A 15,711-nucleotide genomic window follows, 5' to 3' on the forward strand; every position below is an offset into this window, starting at 1 on the left:
CCCCGAAGGAAGCCCTGACTCACATGCAGACGCACCAGTACGACGTCGTCATCGTCGGCGCAGGCGGCGCCGGGATGCGCGCGGCCCTCGAGTCCTCCACGCGCGTACGCACCGCCGTCATCTCCAAGCTCTACCCGACCCGCTCCCACACCGGCGCGGCACAGGGCGGCATGTGCGCCGCGCTGGCCAACGTCGAGGAGGACAACTGGGAGTGGCACACGTTCGACACCGTCAAGGGCGGTGACTACCTCGTCGACCAGGACGCGGCCGAGATCATGGCCAAGGAGGCCATCGACGCGGTCCTCGACCTGGAGAAGATGGGCCTGCCGTTCAACCGCACGCCCGAGGGCCGGATCGACCAGCGCCGGTTCGGCGGGCACACGCGCAACCACGGCGAGGCCGCCGTGCGTCGCGCCTGCTACGCGGCGGACCGCACGGGTCACATGATCCTGCAGACGCTCTACCAGCAGTGCGTGAAGAACGACGTCGAGTTCTTCAACGAGTTCTACGTGCTGGACCTGCTCGTCGACCACGACCTCGCCGCGGGGCATGTGCCCGAGGGTGAGGAGGTCAACGTCTCGGGCGTCGTCGCGTACGAGCTCGCGACCGGGGAGATCCACGTCTTCCAGGCCAAGGCGGTCGTGTTCGCCACCGGCGGCGCGGGCAAGATCTTCAAGACGACCTCGAACGCGCACACCCTGACCGGTGACGGCATGGCGCTCGCGTACCGCCGCGGCATCCCGCTCGAGGACATGGAGTTCTTCCAGTTCCACCCGACGGGCCTCGCGGGCCTGGGCATCCTGCTGTCCGAGGCCGCGCGCGGCGAGGGCGGCATCCTGCGCAACGGCGAGGGCGAGCGGTTCATGGAGCGCTACGCCCCGACGATCAAGGACCTGGCCCCGCGCGACATCGTCGCCCGGTCGATGGCCAACGAGGTCCGCGAGGGACGGGGCGCAGGCCCGAACAAGGACTACGTGCTGCTCGACCTGACGCACCTGGAGCCCGCGCACATCGACGCCAAGCTCCCGGACATCACCGAGTTCGCGCGCACCTACCTGGGCATCGAGCCGTACACCGAGCCCGTCCCGGTGTACCCCACGGCCCACTACGCCATGGGCGGCATCCCGACGAACGTCGCCGGTGAGGTGCTGCGCAACGAGACCGACGTCATCAAGGGCCTGTACGCCGCCGGTGAGGTGGCGTGCGTCTCGGTGCACGGCTCGAACCGCCTGGGCACGAACTCGCTGCTCGACATCAACGTGTTCGGCAAGCGCGCGGGCCGCTCGGCCGCCGCGTACGCCGCCGAGGCCGCCTTCGTCGAGATCCCCGCGAACCCGGCCGCCACGGTCGAGGCGGAGCTCGAGACGATCCGCACGCGCCCCGACGGCGAGCGCGTCGCGGACATCCGCAAGGCCCTGCAGGAGACGATGGACGCCAACGCCCAGGTGTTCCGCACCGAGGAGTCGCTCACGCAGGCGCTCGCCGACGTCAAGGCGCTGCAGAAGCGGTTCCAGGCCGTGTCCGTGCAGGACAAGTCCCGCACGTTCAACACCGACCTCCTCGAGGCCGTCGAGCTGGGCTTCCTGCTCGACATCGCCGAGACGGTCGTCGTCGGCGCGCTCAACCGCAAGGAGTCCCGCGGCGGTCACTTCCGCGAGGACTACCCGAAGCGCGACGACGAGGGCTACATGCGGCACACCATGGCGTACCGCCGCCCGGTCCCGAGCGAGGGCCGGCAGTGGTCCGCGGGCGGGGACGGCGACGCCGAGGGGTCGTTCCACCGCGTCGAGACCTTCGACGACTACCAGCTGGTGCTGGGTTCCAAGTCCGTCGCCATGACCCGCTACCAGCCGATGGAGCGCAAGTACTGATGACTGCCACGATCGCGGACGCACCCGCCAAGGTCGGAGCCGTGCCCACCTTCACGGTCACCCTGCGCGTCGCCCGGCACCTGCCGGGCGACGACGGCACCGCCGTCACGCGCTGGGACGACTTCCAGCTGCAGGTGCACGGCACCGACCGCGTGCTCGACGCCCTGCACAAGATCAAGTGGGAGCAGGACGGCTCGCTCACGTTCCGCCGCTCGTGCGCGCACGGCATCTGCGGCTCGGACGCCATGCGGATCAACGGCCGCAACCGGCTCGCGTGCAAGACGCTGCTCAAGGACCTCGACCCGTCCAAGCCGATCACGGTCGAGCCCATCAAGGGTCTGCCCGTGATCAAGGACCTCGTCGTCGACATGGAGCCGTTCTTCGCCTCCTACCGCGAGATCATGCCGTTCCTCATCACCACCGGGAACGAGCCCACCAAGGAGCGGCTGCAGTCGGCCGAGCAGCGCGCGCGGTTCGACGACACGACCAAGTGCATCCTGTGCGCGTCGTGCACGTCGTCGTGCCCGGTCTTCTGGACCGACGGGCAGTACTTCGGCCCGGCGGCCATCGTCAACGCGCACCGCTTCATCTTCGACAGCCGCGACGAGGGCGCCGCGCAGCGGCTCGAGATCCTCAACGACAAGGAGGGCGTGTGGCGCTGCCGCACGACCTTCAACTGCACCGAGGCCTGCCCGCGCGGGATCGAGGTCACCAAGGCGATCCAGGAGGTCAAGCGCGCGATGATCACGCGCGCCTTCTGAGGTCCGCAGCACCGACGACGCCCGCCTGCGTCGGCCCGGCACGCACGCCGAGGTCGACGCCGGCGGGCGTGGTCGTCCCTGCCCGGCACCGCGCGGGTGTGGTTGGGTGTCCCGGTGATCCCGACACCCGACGACGAGGTCGTGCTGCCCGGCGGCAACGTGGGCGGCGCGGTGCGCGTGGGCGACACCGTCCGGCGCCCCACGGGCCCGTGGACGCCCGCGGTCCACGAGCTCCTCGGCTTCCTCACCGACGCCGGGCTGCGCTGCGTACCGCGCGTGCACGGGATCGACGAGCGCGGTCGCGAGGTCCTCGAGTACCTGCCCGGCGAAGTGGTCCCCGTAGGCGTCGTCGCGCTCACCGACGGCCAGCTCGCGTCGGCCGCCCGCTGGTTGCGCGAGTATCACGAGGTCGTCGCGGACTTCCCGCGCGGCCCGCGGCGCTGGCGGTTCGCCGACCGCGCACTGCAGGCCGGCGAGATCGTCTGCCACCACGACTTCGCGATGTACAACCTGACCTTCGACGGGGACGAGCTCGTCGGGGTCTTCGACTGGGACGTCGCGGGCCCGGGCGTGCCGCTCGACGACCTCGCGATGTTCGCGTGGGCGTCCCCGCTGCTGTTCCCCGACGACGACGCGGCCCGCATGGCGCACGGCCTGCAGGTGCTGGCCGACGCCTACGGCACCGACCCCGAGCGGCTGCTGCGGCACGTCGAGCGCCGGCTGACCGACTCGTGCGACCGCATCGAGGCGGGTCAGCGCGCGGGCGACGAGGGCATGCTGCGCCTCGGCGAGCGCGGGGAGCCGGCCAGCACGCGTGAGCGGCTCGCGCGGCTCGTCGTCCGCACCGACGAGATCGCGGCCGCACTCACGCACGCCTGACGCCGCGCTCGGGCGAGTCGGACGCGTCGGCGGACGGCCCCGCGCGCCTGCGGCGCCGCGGCCCGTGCTCGGGCCGGGGACGGTGGCTCAGGACGCAGCGGGTTGGCCCGCCGGCGGCCGTGGCGGCGGGTTCGCCGTCCACGCGGCGGCGAGCAGCACGATGCGGGCGATGAGGTTGACCCAGACCAGCAGCGTCACGATCACCGCGAACGACGCGAGCAGCGGGTTCTTGGTGGCGCTGCCCGCGACGACCGACGTGCCGAGGACCCGCACGACCCCGACCCCCACGGCGCTGATGACCGCGCCCCGCAGCAGGTCCGGCCGCGGCGGCGTGATGCCCGCGAGGACCCGCACGACGAGCACGAACACGGCCGCGTCGACGACGAACGCGACGAGCGCACCCGCGACCCCCACGGCCACCGTCGTCGCGCCGCTCCAGCCCAGCTCGCGCAGCACCCACTGCACGGCGCCCGCGACGCCCGTGGTGAGCACGGCCGAGACCAGCACCGCGAGCGCGAGCCCCGCGAGCCCGCCGAGCTCGCGCAGCTTGCCCAGCACCAGTCCCCCGCCGCCGCCCTCGTCGGCGAACATCGCGCGCACCCCGGTGCGCAGCGCAGCCGTCGCGGACAGCGCGGAGATCAGCAGCACGACGAACGCGACCACACCGGCGGCCGTGAGGCCCGCGCTCAGGCGCAGCGTCGTCGGGTCGACGAGGCCCTCGTCGCCCGGGCTCGTCTGCACCAGGCCGGGCAGCGCGCTGTCGATCGCCTCGAGCACCTGCTCCCGCAGCTCGTCGTTCCCGCCGAGGACGGCCATGAAGATCGTCCAGCCGATCGTCAGCGCCGCGAAGACCGAGAACAGCGCCGCGTACGCGATCCCGCCGGTGAGGACCCCGCCGCCGCGCTCCCCGAACCGGGCGTTCGCCCGCGCGGGCCGCGTCTGCTGCCACCAGGCGAGCAGCGCCTGCCCGCGGGCGACGAGCCGCGCCGCCACGGACCGCCGCGGCGGGGTGACGTCCTCGCCGACGTCGGCCGCGGCGTGCAGGTGGGCAGCGCCCGAGCCCGCTGCGGGCTCCACCACGTCGTGTCCTCGTTCCACCTCACGAGGCTAGGTGAGCAGCGGGACGGCGGCACGCGGACGGGTCCCGACTCCGACCCACGCGGCGCGCGGCCGCCGCGGCGGCGCTCAGTCCGCCGCCCGGACCTCGTCCGTCACGTGACGCGACGCTCGGCCCGTCAACCGGTACTCCGAGCGCGTGCGCCAGACCTCGTCGTCGCCGCGCACGTAGCAGTGGAACCGGGTCACGACGAACGCCGCGTCGAAGTCCGCGAGCTCGTCCATCGCGTCGTCGAGCTGCTGGTCGGACAGCTCGTGCGCGACCGTCACGTGCGGGTGGTAGTGGAACCGCAGCTCCTGCGCGAGCGGACCCTGCCGCACCGCGGCCTCGAGCTGCTCGCACCCCGCGATGCCGTCGGCCACCTGGACGAACGCCACGGGCGAGACCGGCCGGAACGTCCCCGTCCCGCGCAGCCGCACGACGAACGGCGCGTGCGCAGCGGCCACCGCACGCAGGTGCGCGTCCACGACCGAGCCGTCGGCCGGGTCGATCGCGGTGGGCCCGAGCAGCGTGATGTGCGGCGGGATCGCCGGCGCCTGGGGGTCCCCGAGACGGGCCCGCGCGGACTGGAGCTGGCTGCCGTACGGCTCGGGGATGGTGATCGCGACGCCCGCGATCACCTGGTCCCCGACCAGCTCGGGCAGCTTCACGCGCGCGCTCGCCGGGCGAGGAGACCCGACCGCTCGTAGACCCGGTCGAGCGTGACGGCCGCGATCGACCGCGCCTTCTCCGCGCCGGCCGCCAGGACCGCGTCGAGCTCGGCCGGGTCGTCCAGGTACTCGTTCACGCGCGCCTGGAACGGCGTGACCCACTCGACGACGAGGTCCGCGAGCGCGACCTTGAGGTCGCCGTAGCCCTTGCCGTCGAACTCGGCCTCGAGGTCGGCGATGCTCCGCCCGGACAGCGCCGAGAAGATCGTCAGCAGGTTCGAGACGCCCGCCTTGTTCTCGGGGTCGAACCGGATCTCGCGGCCGGTGTCGGTCACGGCCGAGCGGATGCGCTTCGCGATCGTCTTCGGGTTGTCGAGCAGCTCGATCAGACCGTTGGGCGAGCCCGCGGACTTGCTCATCTTCGCGGTCGGGTCCTGCAGGTCGTAGATCTTGGCGGTCTCCTTGACGATGTGCGGTTCGGGGACGACGAACGTGCCCGCGCCGAACCGCGAGTTGAGCCGCTGCGCGAGGTCGCGCGTGAGCTCGAGGTGCTGGCGCTGGTCCTCGCCCACGGGGACCTTCGCGGTGTCGTAGAGCAGGATGTCGGCCGCCATGAGCACCGGGTAGGTGAACAGCCCGACCGTCGTGCCCTCGGTCCCCTGCTTGGCGGACTTGTCCTTGAACTGCGTCATGCGCGAGGCCTCACCGAACCCGGTGTGGCAGGACAGGATCCACGCGAGCTCGGCGTGCTCCGCGACATGCGACTGCACGAACAGCGTCGAGCGCGCCGGGTCCACGCCGCCCGCGAGGTACTGCGCGGCCGTGCGGCGCGTGCGCTCGCGCAGCACCGCGGGGTCCGGGCCCACGGTCAGCGCGTGCAGGTCCACCACGCAGTAGATCGCGTCGTTGCCGTCCTGCAGGGCCACCCACTGCGTCAGCGCACCCAGGTAGTTGCCGAGGTGCAGCGAGTCCGAGGTGGGCTGCATGCCGGAGAAGATGCGAGCGGTCTGTGGCACTGCGGGACCTATCTGTGAGCGGCTCGTCGGGTCGACGGGCGTGGACGGGTGCGGGGCACGGGCGAGGTCAGGTCGCCTCGTCGTCGAACGGGGCGGGACCTGCCAGCGGGGCGGACGCCGCGGGGACGATGCCGACGACGGCGCCGGAGGCCCGGCGCGCCGAGGACGGCTCGTCGACGAGCGCGTCCCGCACGATACGGCGGGGGTCGTACTTGCGGGGGTCGAGCGCCTCCCAGTCGACGCCGAGGTCGCCGGCCTCCTCGTCGAGCCTCGTGCGCGCCTGCGAGACCCAGTCCCGACCGCGCCGCACGAGGTGCGCGAGCTGCTCGGCGTACGCCGGCAGCCGCTGCGGCCCGATCACGAGGGCCGCGACGACGAAGAGCACGACCAGCTCGCCGCCGTTGATGTCGAACACCGGCTCAGGCTACCCCGCCGCGGCACCCGCACCGGCGCGCAGCGGCTGGTCCGGACGCGGGCGGGCGCCCCGCCTCACTCCGACTCGTCGAGCGTCACGTCGACCGTGTGCTCGCGCATGCCGGAGCGGACCTCGAGCTCGATGACGTCGCCCGGCTCGTGCGCGCGGATCGCGACGATGAGCTCGTCGGGGTCCGTCACCGGACGCCCGTCGATCGCGACGATGACGTCGCCCGGCTCGATGCCCGCGAGCTGCGCCGGCCCGCCCGGCGTGACGGGCTCCTGGCCCTGCTGCGCCTGGGTCGAGACGCGCACGCCCTCGCCCGCGTACTGCCGGTCGAGCAGCACGCCGATGATCGGGTACGTCGCGTGGCCCGTCTCGATGAGCTGCGTCGCGGTGCGCCGCGCCTGGTTCGAGCCGATCGCGAAGCCCAGCCCGATGCTCCCGCCCGCGGCCGACTGGCCGGGCGGTTGCGCGATCGCCGAGTTGATGCCGATGACCTCGCCACGCGCGTCGACGAGCGGGCCGCCGGAGTTGCCGGGGTTGATCGCGGCGTCGGTCTGGATCGCGTTGATGAACGCCGTCTCGGTCTCGTCGCCCGCCGAGACGGGTCGGTTGAGCGCCGAGACGATGCCGGTCGTGACCGTGCCGGTGAGCCCGAGCGGCGCGCCGATCGCGACGACCGGGTCGCCCACGCGGACCGCGTCGGAGTCGCCGAGCGCGAGCGGGACGAGCCCGTCGACGTCGACCTTGATGACCGCCAGGTCATACTCGGCGGTGCGGCCGACGATCGACGCACTCGCCTCACGGCCGTCGGAGAACGTCACGACGAGCGTGCCGCCGTCCGTGTCCGCACCCGCGACGACGTGGTTGTTGGTGAGCAGGTAGCCGTCCTGCCGCAGCACGAAGCCCGAGCCCGTCGCCGCCCCCGCGGCCGACGACGCCTCGATCGAGACGACGCTCGGCAGCACCGCGGCGGCGATCGACGTGACCGACGCCGCGTCCGTGCCCTGCGTGCCCTGCGGGCGGCCCGAGGGTTGCTGGACGGTCACGGGCAGACCCGCGTCGGCGAGGTGGTCGTCCTGCAGCAGGCGCGCGCCGGCGAGCCCGCCGACGAGCCCCGCGCCGAGCGCGAGCACCGCGATCCCCGCGACCCAGCCACCCGACAGCCCACGGCCCCGGCGGCGACGCGACGGCTGCGCCGACGTCCAGTCGGACGCCCAGGGCGCCGACGTCCCGGCGCCGACCGCGGTGGCGCCGTACCGGCCGTACGCCGACGCGAACCGCGCCTGGTCCTGGGTGCCGTCGAACGCCGGCGCGGTCGGCGGCGCCTGCGCCCCCGAGGTGGACGGCGGTGCGGTGCTCGGGTGCTGCGCGCCCGGTGCCGGGACCGGGGTGGGACGCGGCGGCGGTCCGGGGTGCGCGAAGAGCGGCCGCTCGCGCTCGTCGTCGTGAGTCGTCATGGGCGGTCGAGCACCCCGGCCACGGTCGACCAGCCGCGCGAGATGCGCGCGGGCACGCCGTCGTCGAACGCCGCGACGGGGAAGGCCTCGACGAACGTCGACGCGTCGTCGCCCGCGACCACCTGGACCACGGTCGAGCCGCACTGCCACACGACGTGCCACGGCGCGTACGACAGCACGTACGCGTCGTGCCCACCGATGCTCACGCGGTCCGCACCGCCCAGCGCGGACGCGTCGAGCCGCCCCTCCTGCTCGGTGACGACGAGCGTGCCCTGCGCGCTGGTGAGGTCGACCTCGAGCACGCGCTCGTCGGCGGACCAGCGCACGGCCGAGACCGACCAGCCGGCGGGCAGCGCGTCGGGGAAGCTCCACCCACGCGCGCGCAGCGACGCGACGACGCCCTGGGTGCCGACCGCGTCCGCGGCCGCGTTCACCGCGGCACCGGACGCGAGAGCGCCCGAGGCGAGGGTGCCGGACGACGAGCCGTCGGGCGAGCCCGCGCCGGTCGAGGCGTTGCCGAGCAGGTCGAGGTCGGCGCCGGGGTGGCCCACGGGCGCGACGACGGGACGGTCACCGAGCACGAACAGCATCGCCGCGATCGCGCCCACACCCGCGAGCGAGCCCGCCGCGAGCCGCGGCAGCCGCCGCTGGGTGACCTCGCCGCGCAGCGCGCGCTCACGCCGGCCGTGCACCGCGGGGACGCTGAGGGCGGGGTGCGCGAACGGGTCGCGCGGGGCGTTCGTCGCGCACGCGCCGACCGGCGACGGCGCCAAGGACATGAGCCGCGCGGTCAGGTCGGGCGCCTGCGGGACCTCGTCCGCGGCGGCGGCTGCGAGCGCGCGGCGTGCGAGGCGCGCGGCAGCGAGCTCGTCGGCGCACTGCGGGCACGCGGCGACGTGCACGAGCACACGGTCGGTCGCGGCGGGCGAGAGCCTGCCGTCGACCAGCTCGCTGAGCTGGGACCCGAGGTGGTGCGTCACCGCGTCACCTCGACGGGGACGAACGCCGCCTCGTCGTCGGCCTGCGCCGCGTCGTCCGGGTCGGCGGTCGCGCGCGCGTGGTGCACCGGCGCTCGATGCTCGAGCGACTCGCGCAGGCGCGCCCGCGCGCGGTGGATGCGCGAGCGCACCGTGCCGATCTTGACGCCGAGCGTCACCGCGATCTCCTCGTACGACAGGCCCTCGATGTCGCACAGGACGACGGCCGCGCGGTACTCGGGCGGCAGCGCGTCGAGCGCGCGCTGCACGTCGTGGTCCAGGTGGCCGTGCTCGAACGCGCGCTCGGGCGTCGCGAGCCCGTCGGTGTTCTCGTAGCGCTCGTCGTCGTCGCCCATCGCGTCCATGCGGATGCGCTGCCGACGACGCGCCTGGTCGAGGAACAGGTTCGTCGTGATGCGGTGCAGCCAGCCCTCGAACGTGCCGGGCGAGTACGTGTGCAGCGAGCGGAACACGCGCACGAACGTCTCCTGCGTGAGGTCCTCGGCGTCGTGCTGGTTGCCCGTGAGCCGGTACGCGAGGCGGTACACGCGCGCGGAGTGCTCGCGCACGATCTCCTCCCACGTCGGGGGCTGCCACCCCGCGGGCACCTCGCTGCTGCGCACGCGCTCCCTCTTCGTCCGTCGGCTCGTCTGTCGGGCGTCCCCGGCTCGGCGTCATTGTCCCAGGGCCACGACCTCGCCCGCGACCGCGGTCGCCGCGCGCGGGTCCACGATGCCAGGTCAACGCCTCGTGGCCGGGTTTCGTTCCGCGGGAGTCGTGAGGATCGTGTGCACGTGCGCGTCCGGCGAGCACGACGAGGGCGCGGGACTAGGCTGGGGCGAGCCCGTGACCGCGGGCGTCCGTCCGCGCACGTCGCGCGCCGCCGCCCCGGAGGCCATCATCTCCGCCGACAAGGCCAGCAGCTGGGTCTACGCCGAGGAGTTCCTCGCCGAGGACGATGCCGTGCTCGCCGCACGTGAGCGCGCCGCGCAGCTCGGCGCGGGCGCCGTGCCCCCGGGTACCGGAGCGGCCCTGTCGGTGCTCGCCGCGGCCGCCAACGCGCGCACCGTCGTCGAGATCGGCACGGGCACGGGTGTCGCGTCGCTGTACCTGCTGCGCGGCATGCCCGCCGACGGCGTGCTGACGACGATCGACGCCGAGGTCGAGCACCACCGCGCCGCGAAGGAGTCGTTCGCCGAGGCGGGCATCCGCTCGACGCGCACGCGGACCATCTCGGGTCGGGCGCTCGACGTGCTCCCCCGGCTCACCGACGCGGCGTACGACCTGGTCCTGCTCGGCCTCACCAGCGGCGGCGTGCTCGAGGCGGCCCCCGAGTACCTGACGCAGGCGGTGCGTCTGCTGCGCCCGGGCGGCGTGCTCGTGGTCGACCACGCGCTGTGGCACGACCGGGTCGCCGACCCGGCCCGGCGCGACGAGGCGACGACGGCCGTGCGCGAGCTCGGCCGCGCGGTGCGCGCCGACGAGCGTCTGCTGCCCGCGCTCCTGCCCGTCGGCGACGGGCTCCTGGTGGCCGTGCGCCGCTGACGTCAGGTCAGCTGAGGTCGGACAGGTAGCGCAGCAGCAGCCGCGCGCCGTACCCGGTCGCCCCCTCGGTGACCTCGTGCTTGTCCGACGCAGCACGCGCGGGACCCGCGATGTCCAGGTGCGCCCACGGCCGCTCACCCACGAACTTGCGCAGGAACAGCGCCGCGGTCACGGAGCCCGCCCCGATCTTCTTGTCCTCGGGGACGTGTCGCAGGTCCGCGACCGAGCTGTGCACGGCCTCGTCGTACTCGGGCACGAGCGGCATGGGCCACGTGAGCTCGCCCGAGTCCGTGCCGGCCCGCTCGAGCGCGGTCACGAGCGCGTCGTCGGTCCCGTACAGCGCGCTGTACTGCTTGCCGAGGCCCACGGTCGCGGCGCCCGTGAGCGTCGCGACGTCGATGAGGACGTCCGGGTCCAGGGTCGCGTCCGCCCACGCGAGCGCATCGGCCAGGACCAGCCGGCCCTCGGCATCCGTGTTCGCGATCTCGACGGTCGTGCCGCCGTACATCGACAGCACGTCGCCGGGCCGGTAGGACGAGGCACCGAAGTGGTTCTCGGCGAGCGGCAGGACCGCGGTCACCCGGTGCAGGACGCCCGCACGGGCAGCGCCGAGCACCGTCGCGAGCGCGACGGCCGCACCGGTCATGTCCGTCTTCATCGGGACCATCGACTCGCGCGGCTTGATCGACAGCCCGCCCGTGTCGTAGGTGATCCCCTTGCCGACGATCACGACGTGCCGCCCGGAGCCCGACCGACCGCCGTACGTCGGGGGCGTCCAGGTCACGGTGACCAGGCGCGGGGGCGAGGCCGAGCCCGCTCCGACCGCGAGGATGCCGCCGAAGCCCTCGGCGGCGAGCTCACGCGGTCCGCGCACGCTCACCTCGAAGCCCGGCCCGCTCGCGAGGCGACGCGCCTGCTCGGCCATCCACTCGGGGTTCTTGGTGTTCGACGGCGTGGACGCGAGATCCCGCACGAGCCACGTCGCGGTGGCCGTGGTGCGCGCGGCGTCGACCGCGGCGCCGACGCGCGTCCCGTCACGGCCGAGCAGCACGAGGTCCGCCGCGGGCTTCGCGGCGGGCTTGCGCGCAGCGGTCGGCGGCACGTACGCCGCGAGCAGGTAGCCCTCCACGAGGGCACGCGCCGCACGAGCGGCCTGCGACTCGCTGTGACCCGCGTCGTCGCCGATCGTCGTGACCACGCGGCGCAGGCCGCGCGACGCCCGCGCGAGCGCCGCGCCCGCACGGCGCAGGTCGGTGTCGGTGCTCGCACCGATGCCGACGAGCACGATGCGCGGCGGCAGACCCGTCCACGGCAGCGTCACGCCCGAACCCGCGGGACGCGGGAGCTGCACGACGAACGACTCGCCCGCCGCGCCGGTCAGCCCGGCGCGCTCCGCGAGCTCGGCCAGGTCGATGCCGTACCGGTACGCCGTGGACGCCGCCCCGCGCCGGGGCGCGGGACCCTCGTCCTCGTCCCCCGCCACCGCGGGGGCGACGGGAACGGCGACGGCGTCGACGTCAGGCTCCGACAGCAGGGGGCTGTCGGCCACGACGCCGCCGATCAGCGAGACGCCGGGAGGCGTCCGGCCGATCGTCGGGAGACGACCGCCCGGCACGTCAGCCTGCGACGGAGGTCAGTGCCTCGCCGAGCTCGGCCGCCTCGGTCGCGTTCAGCTCGACCACGAGACGTCCACCGCCCTCGAGCGGGACGCGCATCACGATGCCGCGCCCTTCCTTGGTCACCTCGAGCGGTCCGTCTCCGGTCCTCGGCTTCATCGCGGCCATGCGTGGCCTCTCCTTCGCCTCGTGCGTCCCGACCGGATGGCGACGTGGAAACCGGCCGGCAGCGCCTGCGCGCCGCTCATGCCGTTCCACCTGCGCACCCGTGGTGCCGGATGTCCGTGGACCATCCTAGTTCACAGGGCGGACATCACGGCGGCCAGCCGCTCGTCAGCCGCCAGAAGCGCCACACCCACACGGCCTGCAGGACCAGCATGAGCAGCACCACGCCCACGAACCACGCCCACCGCGCGGCCGGGGGCCGGCGCACCACGCCCGCCGTGATCGCCCCGAACGGGAACGCGAGCACCAGGAACCTGGCGAGGCTGCTGCCGGGCTCGATCGCAGCCGCGAGGTACAGGACGTACGCCGCGGGCCATGCGTGCAGCTCGGGGCCCAGCCGCCACGCGGCGGGCACGACGAGGAGCGCGACGACGAACGCCACGGCCGCCGCCAGCACCCACCACGCGTCGTCGCGGAACCAGAAGTGCAGCACGTAGTCCCAGCCGCCGAACGGCGTGACCTCACGCACGCCGCGCCACGCCTCCTGCGTGCGCAGGTACCCCTGCGGCACGCCCGTGACCCAGCCGCAGATCGCGGGCCACAGGAACCCCGAGACCACCGCGACCACGCCGAGACCGCCGACGGTGACGACGTCGCGCGCGGGCAGCGGCTCGTCGCCGCGCCGCCACGCGCGCCAGCGCGCCAGCGCGTGCACCCCGACGACGACCGCCATCGGCAACGCGACCGCGCGGGTCAGGCCCAGCAGGAGCAGCACGCCCGCCGTCGCGACGTAGTGCCGGCGCACGAGCAGCAGCAGCGCGGCCGCCACCAGCAGCAGCGCGAGCGACTCGGTGTAGGCGACCTGCAGCACGGGCGACGTCGGGAACACGCTCACGAGCACGACGGTCGCGAGCGGCAGCCCGGGCCACGCCCGCACCGCGCGGGGCGCCCCTGCGACGACCGCGCGGTGGATCAGCAGGACCGCGCCGGCACCCAGCAGGAGCGACGTGGTCGGGGCGACGACCTCCCAGCTCAGCGTCGTGAAGGCCATGAGGCCGCGCACGAGCATGGGGTACAGCGGGAAGAACGCCCATGCGCTCTGCTGGACGTACCCGCCCGCGTCGACCGGCAGCTCGCTCGGGTAGCCCTCGTCGGCGATCCGGTGGTACCAGCCGGCGTCCCAGAACAGCCCGGTGGTCTCCGCGTACGACGGGTGCTCACCCGCCCACGGCGTCGCGCCCTGGTGCGCGGCCGCCTGCAGCAGGAGCAGGGCGGTCGCCCCGCGCGCGAGCGCGTACACCGCGAGCACCTGGACCCACCACGACCACGCGCGTGGGTCCCACCACGGCCGGGCGGGGCGGGTCCCCGCCAGCTCGCCCACCTCGGCCACGGGATGGTGGCCTTCGGGCCCGGCGGCGGTGAGCGCCGGGCCGGTCATGCCAGCCCCCGCACGGCGAGCTCGGGCGCGCGGTCGGCGCGGATGGTCGCGACCATGTCGAGCGTGCGGCGCGTGGCCGCGACGTCGTGCGCGCGGAACACCCGCGCACCCAGCCAGGCCGCGACGGCAGTCGCCGCGAGCGTGCCCTCGAGCCGCTCCTCGGCCGGCAGGCCCAGGCTCTCGCCGACGAAGTCCTTGCGCGAGAACGCCATGAGCACCGGGTACCCGAGCGCGACGAGCGCGGGCGTGCGGCGCACCAGGTGCAGCGAGTGCCACGTGTTCTTGCCGAAGTCGTGCGTCGGGTCGACGAGCACGCTCGCGGGGTCGATGCCGAGGTCGACCGCCCGGCGCGCGGCGGAGGCGAGCGTCGCGACGACGTCGTCGACGACCCCGTCGAGCGCGTCGTGCGCGTGCGCGTCGTGCTCGTCGTGCTCGTCGGCAGTGCGCCCCGGCGCGAGCGGGTACGTGACCCGGAACGGATCGGTGCGGGGACGCGCGCCCCCGGTGTGCGAGCACACGACGCCGAGCCCGTGCTCGGCCGCGACGGCGACGAGCCCGGGGTCGTGCCCGGCCCACGTGTCGTTGATGAGGTCCGCGCCCGCGAGCGCCGCGGCCCGCGCGACCTCCGAGCGCCATGTGTCGACGCTCACGAGCAGGCCCGGGTGCCGCCGCCGCACGCGCTCGACCAGCGGCACGACGCGCGCGATCTCCTCGTCGGCCTCGACGCGCGGACCGCGGCCCGCCCGCACACCGCCGAGGTCCACGACGTCCGCGCCCTCCTCCTCGGCGCGCGCCACCGCGGCGTCCGCTCCGGCCTCGTCGTACCGGGCGGGTGCGTAGAAGGAGTCGGGCGTGCGGTTGACGACCGCCATGACGACGGGCCGGTCGGTGCCGAGCACGCGGTCGCGCAGGCGCACGACCGCGCCCGCCGCGGGCACGCCCGGCAGTCCCGGCACCGCGAGGCTCACGACTCGTCGGTCGAGGCCTGCGCGGCCTCCTGAGCGGCCTCGGCCTCCGCGACCGCCTCCTCCTCCCGCCGGCGCAGCTCGACGCCGCGCCGCACGACGATGTCCACGGCCTCCTCGGCGGTGTCCACCACCTTGATGAGGTCCGGGTCGACCGGCGAGATCAGGCCCGCGGACACGACCGGCCCGGAGATCCAGTCGAGCAGGCCCTGCCAGTGCTCACGCCCGACCAGCACGATCGGGAACTCGACGACCTTGTGCGTCTGGACGAGCGTGAGCGCCTCGAAGAGCTCGTCGAGCGTGCCGAACCCGCCCGGCAGCACGATGAAGCCCTCGGAGTACTTCACGAACATCGTCTTGCGCGCGAAGAAGTAGCGGAAGTTGACGCCCAGGTCGACCCAGTCGTTCATGCCCTGCTCGAAGGGCAGCTCGATGCCGAGCCCGATCGAGAGGCCGTCGGCCTCCTTGGCGCCGCGGTTCGCCGCCTCCATGATGCCCGGGCCACCGCCCGTGATGACCGCGTACCCGGCCTCGACGAGCAGCCGCGCGACGTCGACCGCGAGCGCGTACGCGGGCTCGTCGGCGCGCGTACGCGCCGACCCGAACACGCTCACCGCGGGCCCGACCTCCGCGAGCGCGCCGAACCCCTCGACGAACTCCGACTGGATGCGCATGACGCGCCAGGGGTCGTCGTGCAGCCAGCTCGCACCGCCCTCCGGGCGGCTCAGCAGGCGCTGGTCGGAGGTGGTCGTGGGGATCTGCTGCCCGCGCAGCAGCACGGGGCCCTGGCGGTAGCCGCGGCCCGGCTCGGGCTGTCCGTCGTCACTCATGGG

16 protein-coding genes are annotated in these 15,711 nt (G+C 74.3%); 4 read left to right on the forward strand and 12 right to left on the reverse strand.

Annotated elements, in window-relative coordinates:
• Positions 1-23 precede the first annotated feature (23 nt).
• The 3 genes from sdhA (at position 24) to CPE01_RS08600 (ending at position 3,511) form a co-directional block, all read left to right on the forward strand.
• Positions 24-1,871, forward strand: coding sequence for a succinate dehydrogenase flavoprotein subunit (gene sdhA / locus CPE01_RS08590; RefSeq protein ID WP_146806237.1), 1,848 nt, complete (start codon positions 24-26; stop codon positions 1,869-1,871).
• Positions 1,871-2,632, forward strand: a complete 762-nt coding sequence (locus CPE01_RS08595) for a succinate dehydrogenase iron-sulfur subunit (protein WP_146806238.1) — start codon at positions 1,871-1,873, stop codon at positions 2,630-2,632. Before sdhA ends, CPE01_RS08595 begins: the two co-directional genes overlap by 1 nt.
• Positions 2,633-2,746: 114 nt before the next feature.
• Entirely contained in the window at positions 2,747-3,511 is a 765-nt protein-coding gene (locus CPE01_RS08600) for a phosphotransferase (RefSeq protein WP_246783817.1), read from the forward strand.
• A gap of 87 nt (positions 3,512-3,598) precedes the next feature.
• Here the strand turns inward: CPE01_RS08600 and CPE01_RS08605 are convergent, their stop codons facing one another.
• The 7 genes from CPE01_RS08605 to sigE all read right to left on the reverse strand — a co-directional run bounded on the left by CPE01_RS08605 (position 3,599) and on the right by sigE (position 9,772).
• On the reverse strand, positions 3,599-4,591 hold the full coding sequence (locus CPE01_RS08605; protein ID WP_246783818.1) for a YihY/virulence factor BrkB family protein: 993 nt from the start codon (positions 4,589-4,591) through the stop codon (positions 3,599-3,601).
• Between the two features lie 105 nt (positions 4,592-4,696).
• The gene (locus tag CPE01_RS08610) at positions 4,697-5,278 is read right to left on the reverse strand and encodes a 2'-5' RNA ligase family protein (protein ID WP_146806240.1); all 582 of its coding nucleotides are present in this window, start codon (positions 5,276-5,278) and stop codon (positions 4,697-4,699) included.
• The gene (trpS, locus tag CPE01_RS08615) at positions 5,275-6,294 is read right to left on the reverse strand and encodes a tryptophan--tRNA ligase (protein ID WP_146806241.1); all 1,020 of its coding nucleotides are present in this window, start codon (positions 6,292-6,294) and stop codon (positions 5,275-5,277) included. Before trpS ends, CPE01_RS08610 begins: the two co-directional genes overlap by 4 nt.
• Positions 6,295-6,361: 67 nt before the next feature.
• On the reverse strand, positions 6,362-6,709 hold the full coding sequence (locus tag CPE01_RS08620) for a twin-arginine translocase TatA/TatE family subunit (protein WP_146806242.1): 348 nt from the start codon (positions 6,707-6,709) through the stop codon (positions 6,362-6,364).
• A gap of 74 nt (positions 6,710-6,783) precedes the next feature.
• Positions 6,784-8,172: a S1C family serine protease gene (locus tag CPE01_RS08625; protein WP_146806243.1), complete on the reverse strand. Its 1,389-nt coding sequence runs from the start codon at positions 8,170-8,172 to the stop codon at positions 6,784-6,786.
• On the reverse strand, positions 8,169-9,152 hold the full coding sequence (locus CPE01_RS08630; RefSeq protein ID WP_146806244.1) for a zf-HC2 domain-containing protein: 984 nt from the start codon (positions 9,150-9,152) through the stop codon (positions 8,169-8,171). Before CPE01_RS08630 ends, CPE01_RS08625 begins: the two co-directional genes overlap by 4 nt.
• Complete coding sequence (gene sigE / locus CPE01_RS08635; RefSeq protein ID WP_146806245.1) at positions 9,149-9,772, reverse strand: RNA polymerase sigma factor SigE; 624 nt, start codon at positions 9,770-9,772, stop codon at positions 9,149-9,151. The genes CPE01_RS08630 and sigE overlap by 4 nt, the downstream gene beginning before the upstream one ends.
• Before the next feature lie 277 nt (positions 9,773-10,049).
• Here sigE and CPE01_RS08640 point away from each other — a divergent pair, with 277 nt between their 5' ends.
• Positions 10,050-10,694, forward strand: a complete 645-nt coding sequence (locus tag CPE01_RS08640; RefSeq protein WP_146806350.1) for an O-methyltransferase — start codon at positions 10,050-10,052, stop codon at positions 10,692-10,694.
• A gap of 7 nt (positions 10,695-10,701) precedes the next feature.
• Here the strand turns inward: CPE01_RS08640 and CPE01_RS08645 are convergent, their stop codons facing one another.
• The 5 genes from CPE01_RS08645 to CPE01_RS08665 all read right to left on the reverse strand — a co-directional run bounded on the left by CPE01_RS08645 (position 10,702) and on the right by CPE01_RS08665 (position 15,708).
• A complete protein-coding gene (locus tag CPE01_RS08645; RefSeq protein WP_246783819.1) occupies positions 10,702-12,243 on the reverse strand; it encodes a leucyl aminopeptidase family protein in 1,542 nt (513 codons plus the stop codon).
• Positions 12,244-12,310: 67 nt separating this feature from the next.
• Positions 12,311-12,478 (reverse strand): DUF3117 domain-containing protein, encoded by a 168-nt coding sequence (locus tag CPE01_RS08650; RefSeq protein ID WP_013884554.1) that lies wholly within the window; start codon positions 12,476-12,478, stop codon positions 12,311-12,313.
• Between the two features lie 145 nt (positions 12,479-12,623).
• Positions 12,624-13,913 carry a hypothetical protein gene (locus CPE01_RS08655; RefSeq protein ID WP_246783820.1) on the reverse strand — a complete coding sequence of 430 codons (1,290 nt, stop codon included), beginning with the start codon at positions 13,911-13,913 and terminating at the stop codon, positions 12,624-12,626.
• The gene (gene folP, locus CPE01_RS08660; RefSeq protein ID WP_246783821.1) at positions 13,910-14,881 is read right to left on the reverse strand and encodes a dihydropteroate synthase; all 972 of its coding nucleotides are present in this window, start codon (positions 14,879-14,881) and stop codon (positions 13,910-13,912) included. Before folP ends, CPE01_RS08655 begins: the two co-directional genes overlap by 4 nt.
• Positions 14,878-15,708, reverse strand: coding sequence for an LOG family protein (locus CPE01_RS08665; protein WP_146806247.1), 831 nt, complete (start codon positions 15,706-15,708; stop codon positions 14,878-14,880). Before CPE01_RS08665 ends, folP begins: the two co-directional genes overlap by 4 nt.
• Positions 15,709-15,711 lie beyond the last annotated feature (3 nt).

Source organism: Cellulomonas persica, assembly GCF_007989825.1.
GTDB classification, from domain to species: Bacteria; Actinomycetota; Actinomycetes; order Actinomycetales; family Cellulomonadaceae; genus Cellulomonas; species Cellulomonas persica.

Excerpts from the sequence above, each read along its gene's own strand:
- sdhA (WP_146806237.1), top strand. The coding sequence starts at position 24 with ATGCAGACGCACCAGTACGACGTCGTCATCGTCGGCGCAGGCGGCGCC.
- CPE01_RS08595 (WP_146806238.1), top strand. The coding sequence starts at position 1,871 with ATGACTGCCACGATCGCGGACGCACCCGCCAAGGTCGGAGCCGTGCCC.
- CPE01_RS08625 (WP_146806243.1), bottom strand. The coding sequence starts at position 8,172 with ATGACGACTCACGACGACGAGCGCGAGCGGCCGCTCTTCGCGCACCCC.
- CPE01_RS08650 (WP_013884554.1), bottom strand. The coding sequence starts at position 12,478 with ATGGCCGCGATGAAGCCGAGGACCGGAGACGGACCGCTCGAGGTGACC.
- CPE01_RS08655 (WP_246783820.1), bottom strand. The coding sequence starts at position 13,913 with ATGACCGGCCCGGCGCTCACCGCCGCCGGGCCCGAAGGCCACCATCCC.
- CPE01_RS08665 (WP_146806247.1), bottom strand. The coding sequence starts at position 15,708 with ATGAGTGACGACGGACAGCCCGAGCCGGGCCGCGGCTACCGCCAGGGC.